The organism is Pseudomonas sp. AS2.8, from assembly GCF_014190935.1.
In the GTDB taxonomy this organism is placed as follows: domain Bacteria; phylum Pseudomonadota; class Gammaproteobacteria; order Pseudomonadales; family Pseudomonadaceae; genus Chryseomonas.
In genome coordinates this window covers 17,518-32,921 of record NZ_JACHVV010000005.1, presented here as the reverse complement: position 1 = coordinate 32,921, position 15,404 = coordinate 17,518, and the positions used below count along the sequence as shown (strand labels likewise).

General features: G+C 68.3%; 14 protein-coding genes. 10 read left to right on the top strand and 4 right to left on the bottom strand.

Going from position 1 to position 15,404, the window contains the following annotated elements; genetic code table 11:
• The first annotated feature begins 1 nt into the window (after nucleotide 1).
• From FHR73_RS19205 to FHR73_RS19195, 3 genes are all read left to right on the top strand, one after another.
• Entirely contained in the window at nucleotides 2-1,417 is a 1,416-nt protein-coding gene (locus FHR73_RS19205; protein ID WP_183633414.1) for a PIG-L deacetylase family protein, read from the top strand.
• A gap of 90 nt (nucleotides 1,418-1,507) precedes the next feature.
• On the top strand, nucleotides 1,508-2,935 hold the full coding sequence (hldE, locus tag FHR73_RS19200; RefSeq protein ID WP_160924561.1) for a bifunctional D-glycero-beta-D-manno-heptose-7-phosphate kinase/D-glycero-beta-D-manno-heptose 1-phosphate adenylyltransferase HldE: 1,428 nt from the start codon (nucleotides 1,508-1,510) through the stop codon (nucleotides 2,933-2,935).
• Between the two features lie 50 nt (nucleotides 2,936-2,985).
• Entirely contained in the window at nucleotides 2,986-4,488 is a 1,503-nt protein-coding gene (locus FHR73_RS19195) for a DUF853 domain-containing protein (protein WP_260175754.1), read from the top strand.
• Nucleotides 4,489-4,547: 59 nt separating this feature from the next.
• Here FHR73_RS19195 and FHR73_RS19190 read toward each other — a convergent pair whose 3' ends face one another.
• From FHR73_RS19190 to FHR73_RS19180, 3 genes are all read right to left on the bottom strand, one after another.
• Nucleotides 4,548-5,321 (bottom strand): OmpA family protein, encoded by a 774-nt coding sequence (locus FHR73_RS19190; protein ID WP_183633413.1) that lies wholly within the window; start codon nucleotides 5,319-5,321, stop codon nucleotides 4,548-4,550.
• A 45-nt stretch (nucleotides 5,322-5,366) separates the two neighbouring features.
• Nucleotides 5,367-5,798: a DUF4398 domain-containing protein gene (locus FHR73_RS19185; protein ID WP_007161972.1), complete on the bottom strand. Its 432-nt coding sequence runs from the start codon at nucleotides 5,796-5,798 to the stop codon at nucleotides 5,367-5,369.
• A 267-nt stretch (nucleotides 5,799-6,065) separates the two neighbouring features.
• Nucleotides 6,066-6,401 (bottom strand): pilin assembly protein, encoded by a 336-nt coding sequence (locus FHR73_RS19180; RefSeq protein ID WP_133862969.1) that lies wholly within the window; start codon nucleotides 6,399-6,401, stop codon nucleotides 6,066-6,068.
• A 163-nt stretch (nucleotides 6,402-6,564) separates the two neighbouring features.
• On the opposite strand from FHR73_RS19180, the gene ppc reads away from it, so the two are divergent.
• From ppc to FHR73_RS19145, 7 genes are all read left to right on the top strand, one after another.
• On the top strand, nucleotides 6,565-9,201 hold the full coding sequence (gene ppc, locus FHR73_RS19175; RefSeq protein ID WP_183633412.1) for a phosphoenolpyruvate carboxylase: 2,637 nt from the start codon (nucleotides 6,565-6,567) through the stop codon (nucleotides 9,199-9,201).
• A gap of 190 nt (nucleotides 9,202-9,391) precedes the next feature.
• Nucleotides 9,392-10,039: an adenylate kinase gene (gene adk / locus FHR73_RS19170; RefSeq protein ID WP_133862967.1), complete on the top strand. Its 648-nt coding sequence runs from the start codon at nucleotides 9,392-9,394 to the stop codon at nucleotides 10,037-10,039.
• Between the two features lie 138 nt (nucleotides 10,040-10,177).
• Nucleotides 10,178-10,861, top strand: coding sequence for a tRNA (adenosine(37)-N6)-threonylcarbamoyltransferase complex dimerization subunit type 1 TsaB (tsaB, locus tag FHR73_RS19165; protein ID WP_183633411.1), 684 nt, complete (start codon nucleotides 10,178-10,180; stop codon nucleotides 10,859-10,861).
• 137 nt (nucleotides 10,862-10,998) lie between these two features.
• Nucleotides 10,999-11,358 carry a hypothetical protein gene (locus FHR73_RS19160; RefSeq protein WP_183633410.1) on the top strand — a complete coding sequence of 120 codons (360 nt, stop codon included), beginning with the start codon at nucleotides 10,999-11,001 and terminating at the stop codon, nucleotides 11,356-11,358.
• Nucleotides 11,358-12,215 carry a DUF72 domain-containing protein gene (locus FHR73_RS19155; protein WP_183633409.1) on the top strand — a complete coding sequence of 286 codons (858 nt, stop codon included), beginning with the start codon at nucleotides 11,358-11,360 and terminating at the stop codon, nucleotides 12,213-12,215. Before FHR73_RS19160 ends, FHR73_RS19155 begins: the two co-directional genes overlap by 1 nt.
• A gap of 108 nt (nucleotides 12,216-12,323) precedes the next feature.
• Complete coding sequence (locus FHR73_RS19150; RefSeq protein ID WP_183633408.1) at nucleotides 12,324-13,025, top strand: extensin family protein; 702 nt, start codon at nucleotides 12,324-12,326, stop codon at nucleotides 13,023-13,025.
• Nucleotides 13,026-13,056: 31 nt separating this feature from the next.
• Entirely contained in the window at nucleotides 13,057-13,839 is a 783-nt protein-coding gene (locus FHR73_RS19145; protein ID WP_183633407.1) for a class I SAM-dependent methyltransferase, read from the top strand.
• 55 nt (nucleotides 13,840-13,894) lie between these two features.
• On the opposite strand, the gene FHR73_RS19140 is transcribed toward FHR73_RS19145, so the two are convergent.
• Complete coding sequence (locus FHR73_RS19140) at nucleotides 13,895-15,403, bottom strand: tripartite tricarboxylate transporter permease (RefSeq protein WP_183633405.1); 1,509 nt, start codon at nucleotides 15,401-15,403, stop codon at nucleotides 13,895-13,897.
• Nucleotide 15,404: the final 1 nt, after the last annotated feature.

The following is a 15,404-nucleotide window of genomic DNA, read 5'->3' as shown; positions in this document are numbered from 1 at the left end:
GATGACCGCCCGCAAACAAGCCCTGCTCAAGCGTCATCGCCGCCACAAGCGGCTGGTCCTGGCGGTTATCGCCGTCGTGCTGCTCGGTTGCCTGGCGCTCGGGCCCTGGTGGAGCGCGCCGCTGCTGGCGCTGCTGGTCTGGCTCGGCCACGAGGCCTGGTTCGCCGATCACCTCTTCTATTCGCCGCGCGACAACTACAGCTACCAGTTCCCTGCCGACACCCTGGTGCTGGGCCTGCACCTGCAGCACGGTCGCTTGGCCGCGGTGGAATTGCCGCCGGGCGAGCTGACGCTGTTTCTGGAGTGTCGGCTGCGGGCCGGCTGGCTCGGTCGCCTGCTGGATCCCCAGGTGCACCTGCGCGCGGGCGACGAAGCCGATCGGCAGGACTTCGAACGCGGCGTGGCCGGGCGGCGCTATATCAATCTCAGCGGTTACGCCGAGTCCCTGCGGCGCGGCGAACTGCAGCTCTGGACGCGCTTCTGCCGGCTGCAGGGCGAGTTGCGCCTGCACGTCTTCGCCCAGCCGGATTTCCGCAGCAAGAGCGTCATGGTCATCGCGCCCCACGCCGATGACGCCGAACTGGCGGCCTTCGGCCTCTACAGCCAGGCGCGGGAAGCCAGCATCGTCACCCTGACCCAGGGCGAGATCGAGGCCGGGCACTACCAGCGCCTGGGCCTCGATCGCCAGGCCGCGGCCCGGCTCAAGGGGCGCCTGCGCACCTGGGACAGCCTGGTCACGCCGCTGTGGGGTGGGGTACCGCCGCAGCGATGCGTGCAACTGGGCTACTACTGCCTGCAGCTGCCAGCCATGCGCCAGGCGCCGGAAGACGCCTTCGGCTCCCGCGAGTCCGGCGACAGCGACGTGCGCAGCGCCCGTCGCCACAATCCCCTGCAGTTGCCCGGCGATGTCGACGGCGCCCCCACCTGGCGCAATCTGGTGGCCGATCTGGTGGCCCTGCTGGAGCACTTCCGCCCCGAGGTGGTGGTGCTGCCGCATCCGCAGATCGATCCCCATGCCGATCACGTCGCCAGTACCCAGGCCCTGCGCGAAGCCCTGACCCTCAGCCACTGGCAACCCGAACTCGAACTGCTCTACGCCAACCACCTGCACGACAACGACCGCTGGCCCATGGGCCCGGCCGAGGGCGGCATCGCCCTGCCGCCGGCCATCGAGACACCGGCGCCCCTGGTGCCCTGGAGTCCGCTGCTGACCCCCGAGCGGCGGCTGGACAAGGCCATGGCCCTGGGCATGCAGCACGACCTGCTGGTGCCGCTGCCGGCGAAGAAACGCCTGCGCCGGGCCATCCAGTGGCTGCTGGCCGGACGCCGCTGGCCGCGCACCGGCGAAGACGAGTTCTTCCGCAAGGCCGTGCGGCGTCACGAGCTGTTCTGGATAAGCCGCCGCGACGAGCCCTGACCCCGGCGTCTCCCGCCGGCAGGCGCTTCCGGGGCGCCTTGGCCCCTATGCTATGATCGCCGCCATTTTCGCGCTTTGGAGCCTGTCCCTATGAAGCTGACCATGCCTCGCTTCGATCTCGCGCCGGTCCTGGTGGTCGGCGACGTGATGCTCGACCGCTACTGGCACGGCACCACCTCGCGGATCTCGCCCGAGGCGCCGGTACCCGTGGTGCGCGTCGACCAGCACGAGGATCGTCCCGGTGGCGCGGCCAACGTCGCCCTCAACATCGCCGCCCTGGGCGCGCCGGCCTACCTGGTCGGCGTCACCGGCCAGGACGAAGCCGCCGATGCCCTCACCGACAGCCTGAGAGCCGCCCACGTGCAGGTGCGCTTCCAGCGTATCGCCCAGCAGCCGACCATCGTCAAGCTGCGCATCATGAGTCGCCACCAGCAGCTGATCCGGGTCGACTTCGAAGAGCCCTTCGACACCGATGCCCAGGCGCTGGCCTCGGACACCGCCGCCATGCTGGCCGGGGTCAAGGTGCTGGTGCTGTCCGACTACGGCAAGGGCGCCCTGAAGAATCACCAGGCCCTCATCCAGCTGGCCAAGGCGCGCAACATCCCGGTGCTGGCCGACCCCAAGGGCAAGGACTTTTCCATCTATCGCGGCGCCAGCCTGATCACGCCGAATCTCTCCGAATTCGAAGCCATCGTCGGCGTCTGTGCCGACGACGCCGAGCTGGTGGCCAAGGGCAGCGAATTGATGGCGCGCCTGGATCTGGGGGCGCTGCTGGTGACCCGCGGCGAGCACGGCATGACCCTGCTGCGTCCCGCTCAGCCGGCGCTGCACCTGCCGGCGCGGGCGCGCGAGGTGTTCGATGTCACCGGCGCGGGCGACACCGTGATCTCCACCCTGGCCGCGGCCCTGGCCGCCGGCGAGGACCTGCCCCAGGCCGTGGGGCTGGCCAATCTGGCCGCCGGCATCGTCGTCGGCAAGCTGGGTACCGCCGCCATCAGCGCCCCCGAGCTGCGCCGTGCGGTGCAGCGTTCGGAAGGCTCCGAGCGCGGCGTCCTGACCCTGGAACAGCTGCAGCTGGCCATCGAGGACGCCCGTGCCCATGGCGAGAAGATCGTCTTCACCAACGGCTGCTTCGACATCCTCCACGCCGGTCACGTGACCTACCTGGAGCAGGCACGCGCCCAGGGCGACCGCCTGATCGTCGCGGTCAACGACGACGCCTCCGTGACCCGCCTCAAGGGCCCGGGCCGGCCGATCAACAGCGTCGATCGGCGCATGGCGGTGCTGGCCGGCCTCGGCGCGGTGGACTGGGTCATCCCCTTCAGCGAGAACACCCCGGAGCGCCTGCTGGAGCAGGTGCGTCCGGACGTGCTGGTCAAGGGTGGCGACTACAAGAGCGTCGAAGAGGTGGTCGGCGCCCAGATCGTGCAGGCCTACGGTGGCGAGGTCCGCATCCTCGGCCTGGTGGAGAACAGCTCCACCACCGCCATCGTCGAGCGCATCCGCAACCGCACCTGAGCGCGGACTCCCGGGTTAAGCTGGGCGCAGAACCTCCCCGGAGCTGCGCCATGTCCTCGACGCCCCTGCTGATCCTTGGTACTGCCGTTTCCGCTGATCCGAACACCGACCAGAATGCCGGCCAACCGCTCGGCCATCCGCTCAAGCTGGCCAATCGGCACGGTCTGATCGCCGGCGCCACCGGCACCGGCAAGACCGTGACCCTGCAGTGCCTCGCCGAAGCCTTCAGCGACGCCGGCGTCGCCGTCTTCGCCGCCGACATCAAGGGCGATCTCTGCGGCCTCGGCGCGGCCGGCGCGCCCCAGGGCAAGCTGGCCGAGCGCATCGCCGCCCAGGGTCTGCCGCACCAGCCCCAGGCCTATCCGGTCACCCTCTGGGACGTCGACGGCAAGCGCGGTCATCCACTGCGGACCACCCTGAGCGAGATGGGCCCGCTGCTGCTGGGCAACCTGCTGGAGCTGACCGACAGCCAGCAGGCGGCCTTGCACGCCGCTTTCAAGGTGGCCGATCGCGAAGGCCTGCTGCTGCTCGATCTCAAGGACCTCAAGGCGGTCCTCAATCACCTGCGCGAACAGCCCGAGGCCCTGGGCGAAGACCGCGCCCTGTTCACCGGCGCCTCGGCCCAGGCGCTGCTGCGCCGGTTGGCGACCCTGGAGCAGCAGGGCGCCGAGGCCTTCTTCGGCGAGCCGGCGCTGCAACTGGAAGACGTGCTGCGCCCGGAGGCCGACGGCCGCGGACGCATCCATCTGCTCGACGCCAGCCGCCTGGTGCACGAGGCGCCCAAGGTCTATGCCACCTTCCTGATCTGGCTGCTGGCGGAGCTGTTCGAACAGCTGCCCGAGCGCGGCGATGCCGACAAGCCGGTGCTGGCGCTGTTCTTCGACGAGGCCCATCTGCTGTTTGGCGACACCCCCAAGGCCCTGCGCGATCGCCTGGAGCAGGTGGTGCGGCTGATCCGCTCCAAGGGCGTTGGCGTCTATTTCGTCACCCAGTCGCCCAGCGACCTGCCGGACGCCATCCTCGCCCAGCTGGGATTGCGCATCCAGCACGGCCTGCGCGCCTTCACCGCCAGGGAGCAGAAGGCGCTGCGCGCCGTGGCCGACGGCTTCCGGCCTAATCCGGCCTTCGACAGCCTGCAGGTGCTGACCGACCTGGGCATCGGTGAAGCCCTGGTGGGCAGCCTGGAAGACAGGGGCACGCCGGCGATGGTCCAGCGCGTGGCCATCGCCCCGCCGCAATCCCGGGTGGGCCCGCTGAGCGAAGCCGAGCGTCAGACGCTGATCCGTCAGTCGCCCCAAGCGGGTCGCTATGACCGGGCCGTGGATCGCGAATCGGCCTACGAGATCCTGCGGGATCGTCAGGCCGAGCGGGTCCCGGCCGAAGCGCCGGCCGCGGAAAGGACCAGGGCCGGGCAGGGCGGTGCGCTCGGCGATCTGGTGGGCGAACTCGCGGGCAAGGCGCTCAAGAGCGCGGCGCGCCAGGCGGCCAATCAGCTCGGGCGTCAGCTGGTCCGGGGGCTGCTCGGCTCCCTGCTGGGTGGCAAGCGCCGCTAGCCGATCCGCAGGCAAAAAAAGACCCCGCCTGGGCGGGGTCTTCTGACTTCACGCAGTGGTTACATGCGCGGGGCGACGGGGTTGGCGTCGTTGGAGATGGTCACTTCCACGCGGCGGTTCAGGGCGCGGTCGGAGGCGTTGCTGTTGCTGGCCACCGGGAAGTTCTTGCCATAGCCACGGGCCTGGATGCGGCTCGGCTCGACGCCGGCGCTGACCAGCGCGGTCTGGATGGCCTGGGCGCGACGCTCGGACAGCTGCTGGTTGTAGGAGTCGCTGCCGACGCTGTCGGTGTAACCCTCGACGATCACCTTGCGCTCGGGATTCTGCTTCAGGTAATCGGCCAACTTCTGGGCGTTGGCATAGCCCTGGGGCTTGAGTTCGGCCTTGTTGAAGTCGAACAGCACGTTGCCGAAGGTCACCACGGTGCCGCGCTCGGTCTGCTTGGCCTGCAGGGCGTCCTGCAGCTGCTTGAGCTGGGCGGTACGGGCGTCCAGGCGGGCCTGGGTGCGCTCGGCGTCGACATTCTGCATCTGGGCTTCGGTCATGCGCAGCTTGATGGTCTGCATGGCCGTCTGGATGCGCTGGTTGGTCAGGTAGGCCAGCTGGTCGACGGTCTTCTCGTTTTCACCGTCCTTGTAGGCCTTCTCGGTCTTCTGCAGCCAGGTACCGGCGTCCTTGGTCTCCAGGGCGGCCAGCTGGGCGGCCTGCGGCTGGGATTCCAGCGCGGAGTAGTCGGACTTGGCCTGTTCCAGATTCGGGTTGGGCGGCGTGGAGCAGGCGGCCAGGGCCAGGCTGAGCAGCGACACGGCAGGGATCAGAATGTGTTTACGCATGATGGTCGTCCTTTGAATTCGTGAAGGGAGGAAAGGGGCGGTCGCTTACTGCTGGACCTTCTTCTGCAGGTTCTGCTGGAGCTGCAGGTTGATCTGACCTTCCTCACGGATCTGCTGGATGCTGTTCTGGGCATCCTTGAGTGCGGCGTCGGCCTTGGCGGCCTGGGTCTTGCGGGTGGCCAGGCGGGCATCCCACTCGGCCTGTTCGGCCAGTTGCTTGGCTTCGTCGTACTTCTCGTTGGAGAGGGCGGTCTGGGCCTGGGTCCACTTGTCCTGGGCCGACTTGGTCTCGATGGGGGCGAACTGGTTGCCACCGGAGCTCACGGCCTCGTTGACGGCGGACTGGGTCACGGCCATCTGGGCGGTCGGCGGATTGCCGGCGCAACCGGCCAGCAACAGCGAGCTGCCCAGGGCAAGGGCTGCAAGTTTCAGGGTGCAGGCTTTGGAAAGGGACTTTTGGGCAGTGGCACTCTTCATGGATTCAAGCTCCGTTGTTGATCCGAAAAGCGCGCCGCCGGCACGGGCAGGGCGGGCGCCTGGTCAGTTGAAAGCCGCACGTGGAAGCAGGTCCGATCCGTCCCCCAAGGGGCCGTGACGGGTACTGGTAACCAGCCCTCGTCCAGCGCTGCGGTCTGACTCTGTGACCGCTCATCCGACAAAAATGTTCACTGGCTATCGAATTTCGCCGTGCGCGGAGGCCCTTGGCAGAGCGGTAGCGGCGTAGGTAAAGCTGCAGGTCAGCGGCTAGCCAGCCGTTTCGGACTGCAGACGATGCAGGTGCTTGCGCGCCAGTTCGAGGAAGCGCGGGGTGGTGCCGGCATCGGCGTAGAGGGGATCGCCGAGTTCATCGGTGGCCACCACTTCCTCGCCCTGCACATAGGGGAAACTGGCTTCCAGTTCTTCGAAGGCGGCCGCCAGCAACTCGCCGAGCAGGGCTTCGGGCGTGCGCTGGGGATAGAGTTCGCAGAGCGCCTCGAGACGGGCCGCGGTCTCGACTTCCAGGTCGAGGCGGTAGCTGCGGGTGGTGCCGGAGGTGGTGGCCTGCTGCTCCCATTGGTGAGCGAGTTCGCGAATCTTCATGAGCATCTCCCGTGGCTTAGGCAAAGGTCGGATATTCAGGTCGAGCGAGGCTGGGCACCCTGCTACAACCGGGGCTTGCAACCGTGACAGCAGGGTGCTGTCCTCTGCGCTAGACCGCAGCGGTTGCCGTGAGGTCCGAACCGGTACTTTCGAGGAGCACGAGATGGTGGAAATCGACGTTCGCCTGCGCGAGCAGGTGCGGTTGCTGGGCGAGCTGCTGGGGCAGACCATCGCCGACCAGCATGGCGCGGCCTTTCTCGACAAGATCGAGCGGATCCGCAAGGGCGCCAAGGCCGCCCGTGGCGGCTCCGCGGAGGGTGCCCGCCAACTGGGCGACACCCTGGATACCCTGGCCGAAGACGAGCTGCTGCCAGTGGCACGGGCCTTCAGCCATTTTCTCAACCTGGCCAACATCGCCGAGGAATATCACCGGGTCAGGCGGCGCACCGAAGACGAGCCGCCACCCTTCGAGCAACGGGTACTGCCGGAATTGCTGGAGCGCCTGGGCGCGGCCGGGCATTCCGGTCAGGCGCTGGCCGAGCGGGTCGCGGCGCTGGACATTGATCTGGTGCTGACTGCCCACCCTACCGAGGTCTCCCGGCGCACCCTGATCCAGAAATACGACGAGATCAGCGCGCAACTGGCGGCCCTCGACCATCGCGACCTGACCGCTGCCGAGGTGGCAGCCATCGAAGCACGGTTGCGCCGGTTGATCGCCGAGGCCTGGCACACCGAAGAGATCCGCCGCCAGCGCCCGACGCCGGTGGACGAAGCCAAGTGGGGCTTCGCGGTGATCGAGAATTCGCTCTGGCAGGCGATACCCAGTCTGCTGCGCAAGCTGGATGCCGGCCTGCTGGAACGCACCGGCCAGCGGTTGCCGCTGATGGCGGCGCCGGTGCGCTTCTCGTCCTGGATGGGGGGCGACCGCGACGGCAATCCCAATGTCACCGCCGCCATCACCCGCGAGGTGCTCCTGCTGGCGCGCTGGATGGCCGCCGATCTCTATCTGCGCGATGTCGATCGGCTCGCCGCGGAGCTGTCCATGCAGGCGGCGAGTCCGGCCCTGCGCGAGCAGGCCGGCGATCACCCGGAACCCTATCGCAAGGTGCTCAAGGTGCTGCGCGAACGGCTGCAGATCACCCGCAGCTGGGCGGCCCATGCCATCACCGATCCCCATGCCGGCGCCCGCCATATCCTCAGCGACAACGCCGAGCTGATCGCGCCGCTGCAGCTGTGCTACGACTCCCTGCAGCACTGCGGCCTGGGGGTCATCGCCGACGGCTCGCTGCTCGATACCCTGCGCCGGGCCCGTACCTTCGGCCTCTATCTGGTGCGCCTGGACATCCGCCAGGATGCCGCGCGCCATGCCGCGGCCATGGCCGACATCTGCCGCTACCTGGACCTGGGCGACTATGCCGCCTGGAGCGAGGCGCAGCGCCTGGAATTCCTCCGCGGCGAATTGGCCAGCCGGCGGCCCCTGCTGCCGGTGGACGCCGAGCTGGAGGACGATACCCGGGAGGTGCTCGCCACCTGCCGCGTGATCGCCGCCTCGCCACCCGACGCCCTGGGTTCCTATGTCATCTCCATGGCCGGCGCGGCGTCCGACGTGCTCGCCGTGCAGCTGCTGCTGCGCGAGTGCGGGGTGCGCCAGCCGATGCGCGTGGTGCCGCTGTTCGAAACCCTCGACGATCTGGATCACGCCGGCACCGCCATCGCCAGCCTGCTCGACCTGCCCGACTACCGTGCGCGCCTGGCCGGTCCCCAGGAGGTCATGATCGGCTATTCCGACTCGGCCAAGGACGCCGGCACCCTGGCGGCCGCCTGGGCCCAGTACCGCGCCCAGGAGGCCCTGGTGGACATCTGCGCCAGTCGTGGCGTCGAACTGCTGCTGTTCCATGGCCGCGGCGGCACCGTGGGGCGTGGCGGTGGCCCGGCCCATGCGGCCATCCTCTCGCAACCGCCGGGCTCGGTGGCCGGGCGCTTCCGCACCACCGAACAGGGCGAGATGATCCGCTTCAAGTTCGGTCAGCCGGCCATCGCCGAGCAGAATCTGGCGCTGTATCTGGGCGCCGTGCTGGAAGCCACCCTGTTGCCGCCACCGGCGCCCGAGCCGGCCTGGCGCGAGCAGATGGATCGCCTCGCCCGCGACAGCCTGCAGGCCTATCGCGGGGTGGTGCGCGAGGATCCGCATTTCGTCAGCTATTTCCGCCAGGCCACCCCGGAGCAGGAGCTGGGCCGGTTGCCCCTGGGCAGTCGCCCGGCGAAGCGCCGCGAAGGCGGCGTGGAAAGCCTCAGGGCCATCCCCTGGATCTTTGCCTGGACCCAGACCCGGCTGATGCTGCCGGCCTGGCTCGGCTGGGAGACGGCGCTGGAAGAAGCCGAACGCCGTGGTGAATCGCCGTTGCTGCGCGAGATGCGCGAGCGCTGGCCGTTCTTCCAGACCCGCATCGACATGCTGGAGATGGTGCTGGCCAAGGCCGAAGCCGAACTGGCGCGGCTCTATGACCAGCGCCTGGTGGAAGCCGATCTGCAGGTGCTCGGCAGCCAGTTGCGCGAGCGGCTGCGCCAGGCCGGGGTGGCGGTATTGCGCCTGACCGGGCAGGACGAATTGCTCGAGCAGCATCCGGAAACCCTGGTGTTCATCGCCGTGCGCAACACCTATCTCGATCCGCTGCATCTCCTGCAGATCGAGTTGCTGGCCCGGGCGCGGGCGGCGGGCGAAAGCCAGCCGGCCGCACTCGATCAGGCCCTGCTGGTGAGCGTGGCCGGGATCGCCGCCGGACTGCGCAATACCGGCTGAACAGACTGTCGCCTTTGCCGGGGTCCGGAGTTGTCTGGACGGCCCCGGCACCTGCGACGCTTGGTAACTTGTGCGGCCAGGGGGCGCTGTGTATGGTTGGTCCCTTTGGCCGTCTCGTGTCGTCGACAACAATCATCGCGACAGCGCCCCGCGCGGGCTGCCAGTCCGAGACCATTCTAAGGAGCAACAGATGCGCGTAATCCTGCTGGGAGCGCCCGGTGCCGGCAAAGGTACTCAGGCCCGGTTCATCACTGAGAAATTCGGCATTCCGCAGGTTTCCACCGGCGACATGCTGCGTGCCGCGGTCAAGGCCGGCACGCCCCTGGGCCTCCAGGTCAAGGACATCATGGACAATGGCGGCCTGGTCTCCGACGAGATCATCATCGCCCTGATCAGCGAACGCATCCTCGACGCCGATTGCGCCAAGGGTTTCCTGTTCGACGGCTTCCCGCGCACCATTCCCCAGGCCGAAGCCCTCGAAGCCGCCGGCGTCAAGATCGACCACGTGCTGGAAATCGCCGTCGATGACGAGGAAATCGTCCAGCGCCTGTCCGGTCGCCGCGTGCACCCGGGTTCGGGTCGCGTCTATCACGTCGAGCACAATCCGCCGAAGGTCGCCGACACCGACGACCTGACCGGCGAGCCGCTGGTACAGCGCGAGGACGACCGCGAAGCCACCATTCGCAAGCGTCTCGACCTCTATCATTCCCAGACCAAGCCGCTGGTGGACTTCTACCAGAAGCTGGGCGCCGCCCAGGGCACGCCGAAGTGCAGCCGCATCGAGGGCGTGGGTTCGGTGGATGCCATCACCGCCAAGGTGCTGCAGGCCCTGAACTAGCGGCCGGTAACGGCCGCCTGTGCCTGCAGGCGGTCTGGTCAAGGCGCCGTCCTGGCGTCATGACCGATGGGCGGGTCCCCTCGCGTCCCGTCTTCCTCTAGAATGCGCAGCCCTTTTCCCTAGTCGCGGATTCGCCCCATGTCCATCCTGCTCGCCCTCGACACCGCCACCGAAGCCTGTTCGGTCGCCTTGCATCTGGGCGACGAGATCATCCATCGCTACGAGATCGCGCCGCGCCTGCATGCCCAGCGGGTCCTGCCCATGGTGCAGGAGGTGCTGGCCGAGACCGGTCTGAGCCTGGCGCAGGTGGACGCCATCGCCTTCGGTCGCGGTCCGGGCGCCTTCACCGGCGTACGCATCGCCATCGGCGTGGTGCAGGGCCTGGCCTTCGGTCTGGATCGGCCGGTACTGCCGGTGTCGAATCTGGCGATCATCGCCCAGCGCGCCTGGCGCGAGCGTGGCGTGACCCAGGTGGCCGCCGCCATCGATGCGCGCATGGACGAGGTCTACTGGGGTTGCTATCGCCTCGCCGGCGACGCCATGGTGCTGGCGGGGACGGAAGCCGTGCTGGCACCCGAAGCCGTCGTCCTGCCGGCCGGCGCCACCGGTGACTGGTTCGGTGCCGGCACCGGCTGGGGTTATGTCGGCCGCATGGCCGTGCCGCTGACCGAGCGGGATGCCACCCTGTTGCCCCATGCGCAGGACCTGGCGGTCCTGGCGGCCACGGCCTGGCAGCGCGGTGAAGCCGTGTCGGCCGAATCCGAAGCGGCGCAACCCGTCTATCTGCGTGATCGGGTCGCCACTCCCAAACAGTCGGTCTGACGTCAGGAAACCCGGCGTAATAGTCTGACGTCCAAGCTGTAGATGCCGCTCGTCCGCCGGTCGCGACGGGCGTCCGGCCCTTGATTGTCATAGCTTTCGACCCTACTTAGAGTAGTGCCATCCGTTCGGGACCTGCCATGCGCATTGACAGCGGCTATTCCTCCTCTGCTTATCCTCTGAATCGTTCCTCGCGCGCGGTCACACCCGTACGCGAGGTGGCGAAGGACGAGGACGCCCGTCAGAACGCCATTGCCCGCGAGACCACGGGTAATGCCCGGCCCGACGTCGCGCCCGTTCGCCGCGTCGAGGCGGCCGCGGCAACCGATACCGGCAACGGCGGCGGCAATGGCCTGGTGCTCAGCGAGCGGGAAGGGCGCTTCGCCAGCCAGCTCACCGCGCGCGCCCAGCAGGCCCTGGCCAGCTACGGCAGCACCGCTGCCCTCGGCGCCGAGGCGGACGGCTCCTCCAGCGTCGTGGGCCTCGATCTCTACGCCTGATGCTGCCGTATTTTCTCGGCTGCCCCTCTTGGAACGACAACGCCTGGCGTGAAAGCCTCTACCACGGCCTGCGTCCGGGTGATTTCCTGCCGCGCTACGCCCAGGTGTTCAATGCCGTGGAAGGCAACACCACCTTCTATGCCTGGCCAGCGGCGGACACCATCCGCCGCTGGGCCGAGCTGATGCCTGCCGACTTCCGCTTCTGTGCCAAGTTTCCCCGCGACATCAGCCATGCCGAGGATCTGCGCGTGCAGCTCGCCAGCGCACGCACCTTCCTCGAGCTGCTGGCGCCCCTCGGCGAGCGGGCCAGTCCGCTGTGGCTGCAGCTGCCCGCCGGCTTCGGGCCCGATCGGCTCAAGGAACTGCAGGTCTTTCTCGCGGCCATGGCGCCGCGTTGCGCCCTGGCGGTGGAGGTCCGGCACCTGGCCTTTTTCGACAAGGGCGAGTCCGAGCGGGCCCTGAACCGCCTGTTCATGGACCTGGGCGTGGAGCGTGTCGGTCTGGATTCCGCGGCCCTGTTCAGCGCCGATCCGAGCGAGCCGGCCGTGCGCCTGGCCCAGGCCAAGAAGCCGCGGGTACCGGCGCGCGCCCTGGCGTTCAGCGAGCATCCCCAGGTGCGCTTCATCGGCCGCCTGGAGCTGGCCGCCAACGACTATTACCTGGCCAAGTGGGTCACCCGGGTGGCCGACTGGATCGAGGCGGGTAAGGTGCCCTATGTCTTCCTGCACACCCCGGACAACCGCCAGGCGCCCGAACTGGCCCTGAGATTCCACGCCCAGCTGCGTGAGCGCCTGCCCGGCTTGCCCGCGTTGCCCGAGTTGAGCACCGCCGACACCGAACAACTCGGCCTGCTCTAGCCCGAGCCGTCTGCCGCGATACGTTTGGCGACGTTTTCGCCGGCATTCCCGTTGTCCGCTCCGGTCAGATGAAGTCTCTCGCTTCACGATCCCCCTTCGGCGCGCCGCATGAAAGCCAGACACCTGCTCGGTCTCGTCATCCTGCTCTATGGCGGTCTGCACACCGCCTTCGACCAGGGCTGGCTGCGCCTTCCGCCGGCCTACAACCCCTGGGCGCCGCTGGATATCCAGGCCCCCACCAATGCCGTCACCCGACTCAAGCTCTGGCGACTGCAGGCCGATGCCGACTATTGCGCGACGTCCCTGGCCACCTCGGCGCTCAACTATCGTGAATTGCGCGGCAATGCGGGTTCGGCCGGCTGCCCGCTGGAGCGGACGGTGCGCATCCAGCGCGGCGAAGGGGTAAGACTCAGCGGCAGCTTCCTCGCCAGCTGTCCCCTGGCGGTGAGTTTCGCGCTGTTCGAGCGGCAGGCCCTGCAGCCGGCGGCCGAAGCCGTCTATGGTCAGCGAGTGGCCGAGGTGGAGCACTATGGCAGCTTCGCCTGCCGCAACATCTATGGCCGCGCCAGCGGCCGGCGCAGTCAGCACGCTACTGCCAATGCCCTGGACATCGCCGGGCTGCGCCTGGCCGACGGTCGGCGGATCAGCGTGGCGCGGGACTGGACCGGCGATCCCCAGGCCCAGAGCTTCCTGCGGCTGGTGCGTGATGGCGCCTGCCGCTCTTTCAATACCACCCTGGGACCGGACTACAACGCGGCGCACCGCGATCATTTCCATGTCGACATGGGTGGCTTTCGCGTCTGCCGGTAGAATGGCCGGTCTTTTCGCCAGCGAGTCGCCCATGTCCACCGCCTGCCCCGCGCTTATCGTCGAAGCCCTGGAACCCGCCTTCATCGAGGCCGCCGCTGCCTGGGCCGCGCGCCTGGGTCTGCCCCTGGGCACCGCCACGACCGAGGAATTCGCCCTGCAAGTTGGTACTCAGGGCCTGCAACTGGTGCAGCGCGGCCCGGAGGCACCGGGTCCGGTACGGGTGGACTTCGTCGAGGGTGCGGCGGCGCACCGGCGCAAGTTCGGCGGCGGCGCCGGCCAGATGATCGCCAAGGCGGTCGGGGTCGGCCCAGGCGTGCGCCCGCGCATCCTCGATGCCACCGCGGGTCTGGGCCGCGATGCCTTCGTGCTGGCGACCCTGGGCTGCACGGTGACGCTGCTGGAACGCCAGCCGCTGATCGCCGCCCTGCTCGAAGACGGTCTCGCCCGCGCCGCTCGGGATCACGAAGCGGCCGGCATTGCCGCTCTCATGACCCTGGTGCAGGCCGACTCCACCACCTACCTGCAGCGCGGGGAGGGCGAGGCGCCCGAGGTGATCTACCTGGATCCGATGTTCCCCCACCGCGACAAGAGCGCCCTGGTGAAAAAGGAGATGCGCCTGTTCCGGCCGCTGGTGGGCGACGACCTGGACGCCCCGGCGCTGCTGGCCGCGGCCCTGACCCGCGCCAGTCACCGGGTGGTGGTCAAGCGCCCGCGCAAGGCGCCGGCCATCGAAGGCGTGAAGCCGGGCTATGTGCTGGAGGGCAAGTCCAGCCGCTATGACATCTATCCGAAGAAGAGCTTCAAGTCCGCCTGAACGAAAGCGCCCGCGGGCGGAAGGACTCCGGCCGCGGGCGCTGCTATCACCGACCTCAGACGGTCGCGGGCTTGGGCGCGCGGCGCTTGCGCCAAGCACGGTAGAAGGGCAGGGCCACCATCAGGATGCAGATGATCCAGATGACCTGGCTGATGCCGCTCTGCCAGAGGATGCCCACTTCGCCGTTGGAGATCGACAGGGCGCGTCTCAGACTCGTCTCCATCAGCTCGCCGAGGATGAAGCCCAGCAGCAGCGGCGAGAGCGGGAAGTCCAGTTTGCGCATGATGTAGCCGAAGATGCCCACGCAGACCATCAGCACCAGGTCGAAGGTAGTGGCGTGCACCGCGTAGACGCCGATGCCGGTGATGATGGCGATGGCCGGGGCCAGCGACCAGTTCGGCACATCGAGGATCTTGGTGAACATCTTCACCATGGGCACGTTGAGGATCAGCAGCATCACGTTGGCGATGAACAGCGAGGCGATCAGCCCCCACACCAGATTCGGCTCGTTCTGGAACAGCAGCGGGCCGGGGGTGATGTTGTACAGGGTCAAGGCGCCGATCATTACCGCGGTGGTGCCCGAGCCGGGGATGCCCAGGGTCAGCATGGGAATCATGTTGCCGCACACCGCCGCGCCGATGGCGGTTTCCGGCGCAGCCAGGCCACGCAGGTCACCCTTGCCGAACTTGCCATCGGCACCGGCCATGCGCTTCTCGGTGGTGTAGGCCAGGGCACTGGCCAGGGTCGCGCCGGCACCCGGCAGGACGCCGATGATGAAGCCGCTCACCGAACTGCGCAGGTTGACCATGAACACGCTGCGGGCTTCGCGCACGTTGAACAGCATGCGCCCGGTGGCCTTGACCGCGACCTGGCCATGATGGGTCTGCTCCAGCAGCAGGAGCAGTTCGCTCACCGAGAACAGCCCCAGCACCAGGATCACGAAGTCGATGCCATCGGCCAGGTGCACGTTGTCGAAGGTGAAGCGATAGACGCCGCTGTTGGCGTCGATGCCCACGGAGGCGATGGCCAGGCCGAAGAGCGCGGCGACCAGGGTCTTGACCGGCTTCTCGGCAGCCATGCCGGAGAGGCTGAGGATGGCCAGGGCCATCAGCGCGAAGTATTCCGCCGGACCGAAGGCGATCGCCCACTTGGCCAGCAGCGGCGAGAACAGCACCATGCCGCAGGTGGCGATGAAGGCACCGATGAAGGAGCTCCAGGCCGACAGCGACAGGGCCACGCCCGCCATGCCCTGGCGTGCCAGCGGATAGCCGTCCAGACAGGTCATCATGGTCGCGGCTTCGCCGGGGATGTTCAGCAGGATCGAAGAGATCCGGCCGCCGTATTCGCAACCCAGATAGACCGCCGCCAGCAGGATCAGCGACGTCTCCGGCGGCAGGCCCAGGGCGAAGGCCACCGGGATCAGCAGGGCGATGCCGTTGATCGGGCCGAGACCCGGCAGCAGGCCCACCACGGTGCCGATCAGGGTGCCGATCAGCGCCACGATCAGGTTGGTCGGCGTCATGGCGACGCCAAAGCCCTGCATCAGAAAATTCAAGGTTTCCATG

Coding starts and splice junctions, on each gene's coding strand:
- FHR73_RS19190 (WP_183633413.1), bottom strand. CDS start 5,321: ATGCGTAAACACATTCTGATCCCTGCCGTGTCGCTGCTCAGCCTGGCC.
- FHR73_RS19185 (WP_007161972.1), bottom strand. CDS start 5,798: ATGAAGAGTGCCACTGCCCAAAAGTCCCTTTCCAAAGCCTGCACCCTG.
- FHR73_RS19140 (WP_183633405.1), bottom strand. CDS start 15,403: ATGGAAACCTTGAATTTTCTGATGCAGGGCTTTGGCGTCGCCATGACG.
- FHR73_RS19180 (WP_133862969.1), bottom strand. CDS start 6,401: ATGAAGATTCGCGAACTCGCTCACCAATGGGAGCAGCAGGCCACCACC.
- FHR73_RS19150 (WP_183633408.1), top strand. CDS start 12,324: ATGAAAGCCAGACACCTGCTCGGTCTCGTCATCCTGCTCTATGGCGGT.
- ppc (WP_183633412.1), top strand. CDS start 6,565: ATGGTGGAAATCGACGTTCGCCTGCGCGAGCAGGTGCGGTTGCTGGGC.
- FHR73_RS19195 (WP_260175754.1), top strand. CDS start 2,986: ATGTCCTCGACGCCCCTGCTGATCCTTGGTACTGCCGTTTCCGCTGAT.
- FHR73_RS19160 (WP_183633410.1), top strand. CDS start 10,999: ATGCGCATTGACAGCGGCTATTCCTCCTCTGCTTATCCTCTGAATCGT.
- FHR73_RS19155 (WP_183633409.1), top strand. CDS start 11,358: ATGCTGCCGTATTTTCTCGGCTGCCCCTCTTGGAACGACAACGCCTGG.
- adk (WP_133862967.1), top strand. CDS start 9,392: ATGCGCGTAATCCTGCTGGGAGCGCCCGGTGCCGGCAAAGGTACTCAG.
- hldE (WP_160924561.1), top strand. CDS start 1,508: ATGAAGCTGACCATGCCTCGCTTCGATCTCGCGCCGGTCCTGGTGGTC.
- FHR73_RS19145 (WP_183633407.1), top strand. CDS start 13,057: ATGTCCACCGCCTGCCCCGCGCTTATCGTCGAAGCCCTGGAACCCGCC.
- FHR73_RS19205 (WP_183633414.1), top strand. CDS start 2: ATGACCGCCCGCAAACAAGCCCTGCTCAAGCGTCATCGCCGCCACAAG.
- tsaB (WP_183633411.1), top strand. CDS start 10,178: ATGTCCATCCTGCTCGCCCTCGACACCGCCACCGAAGCCTGTTCGGTC.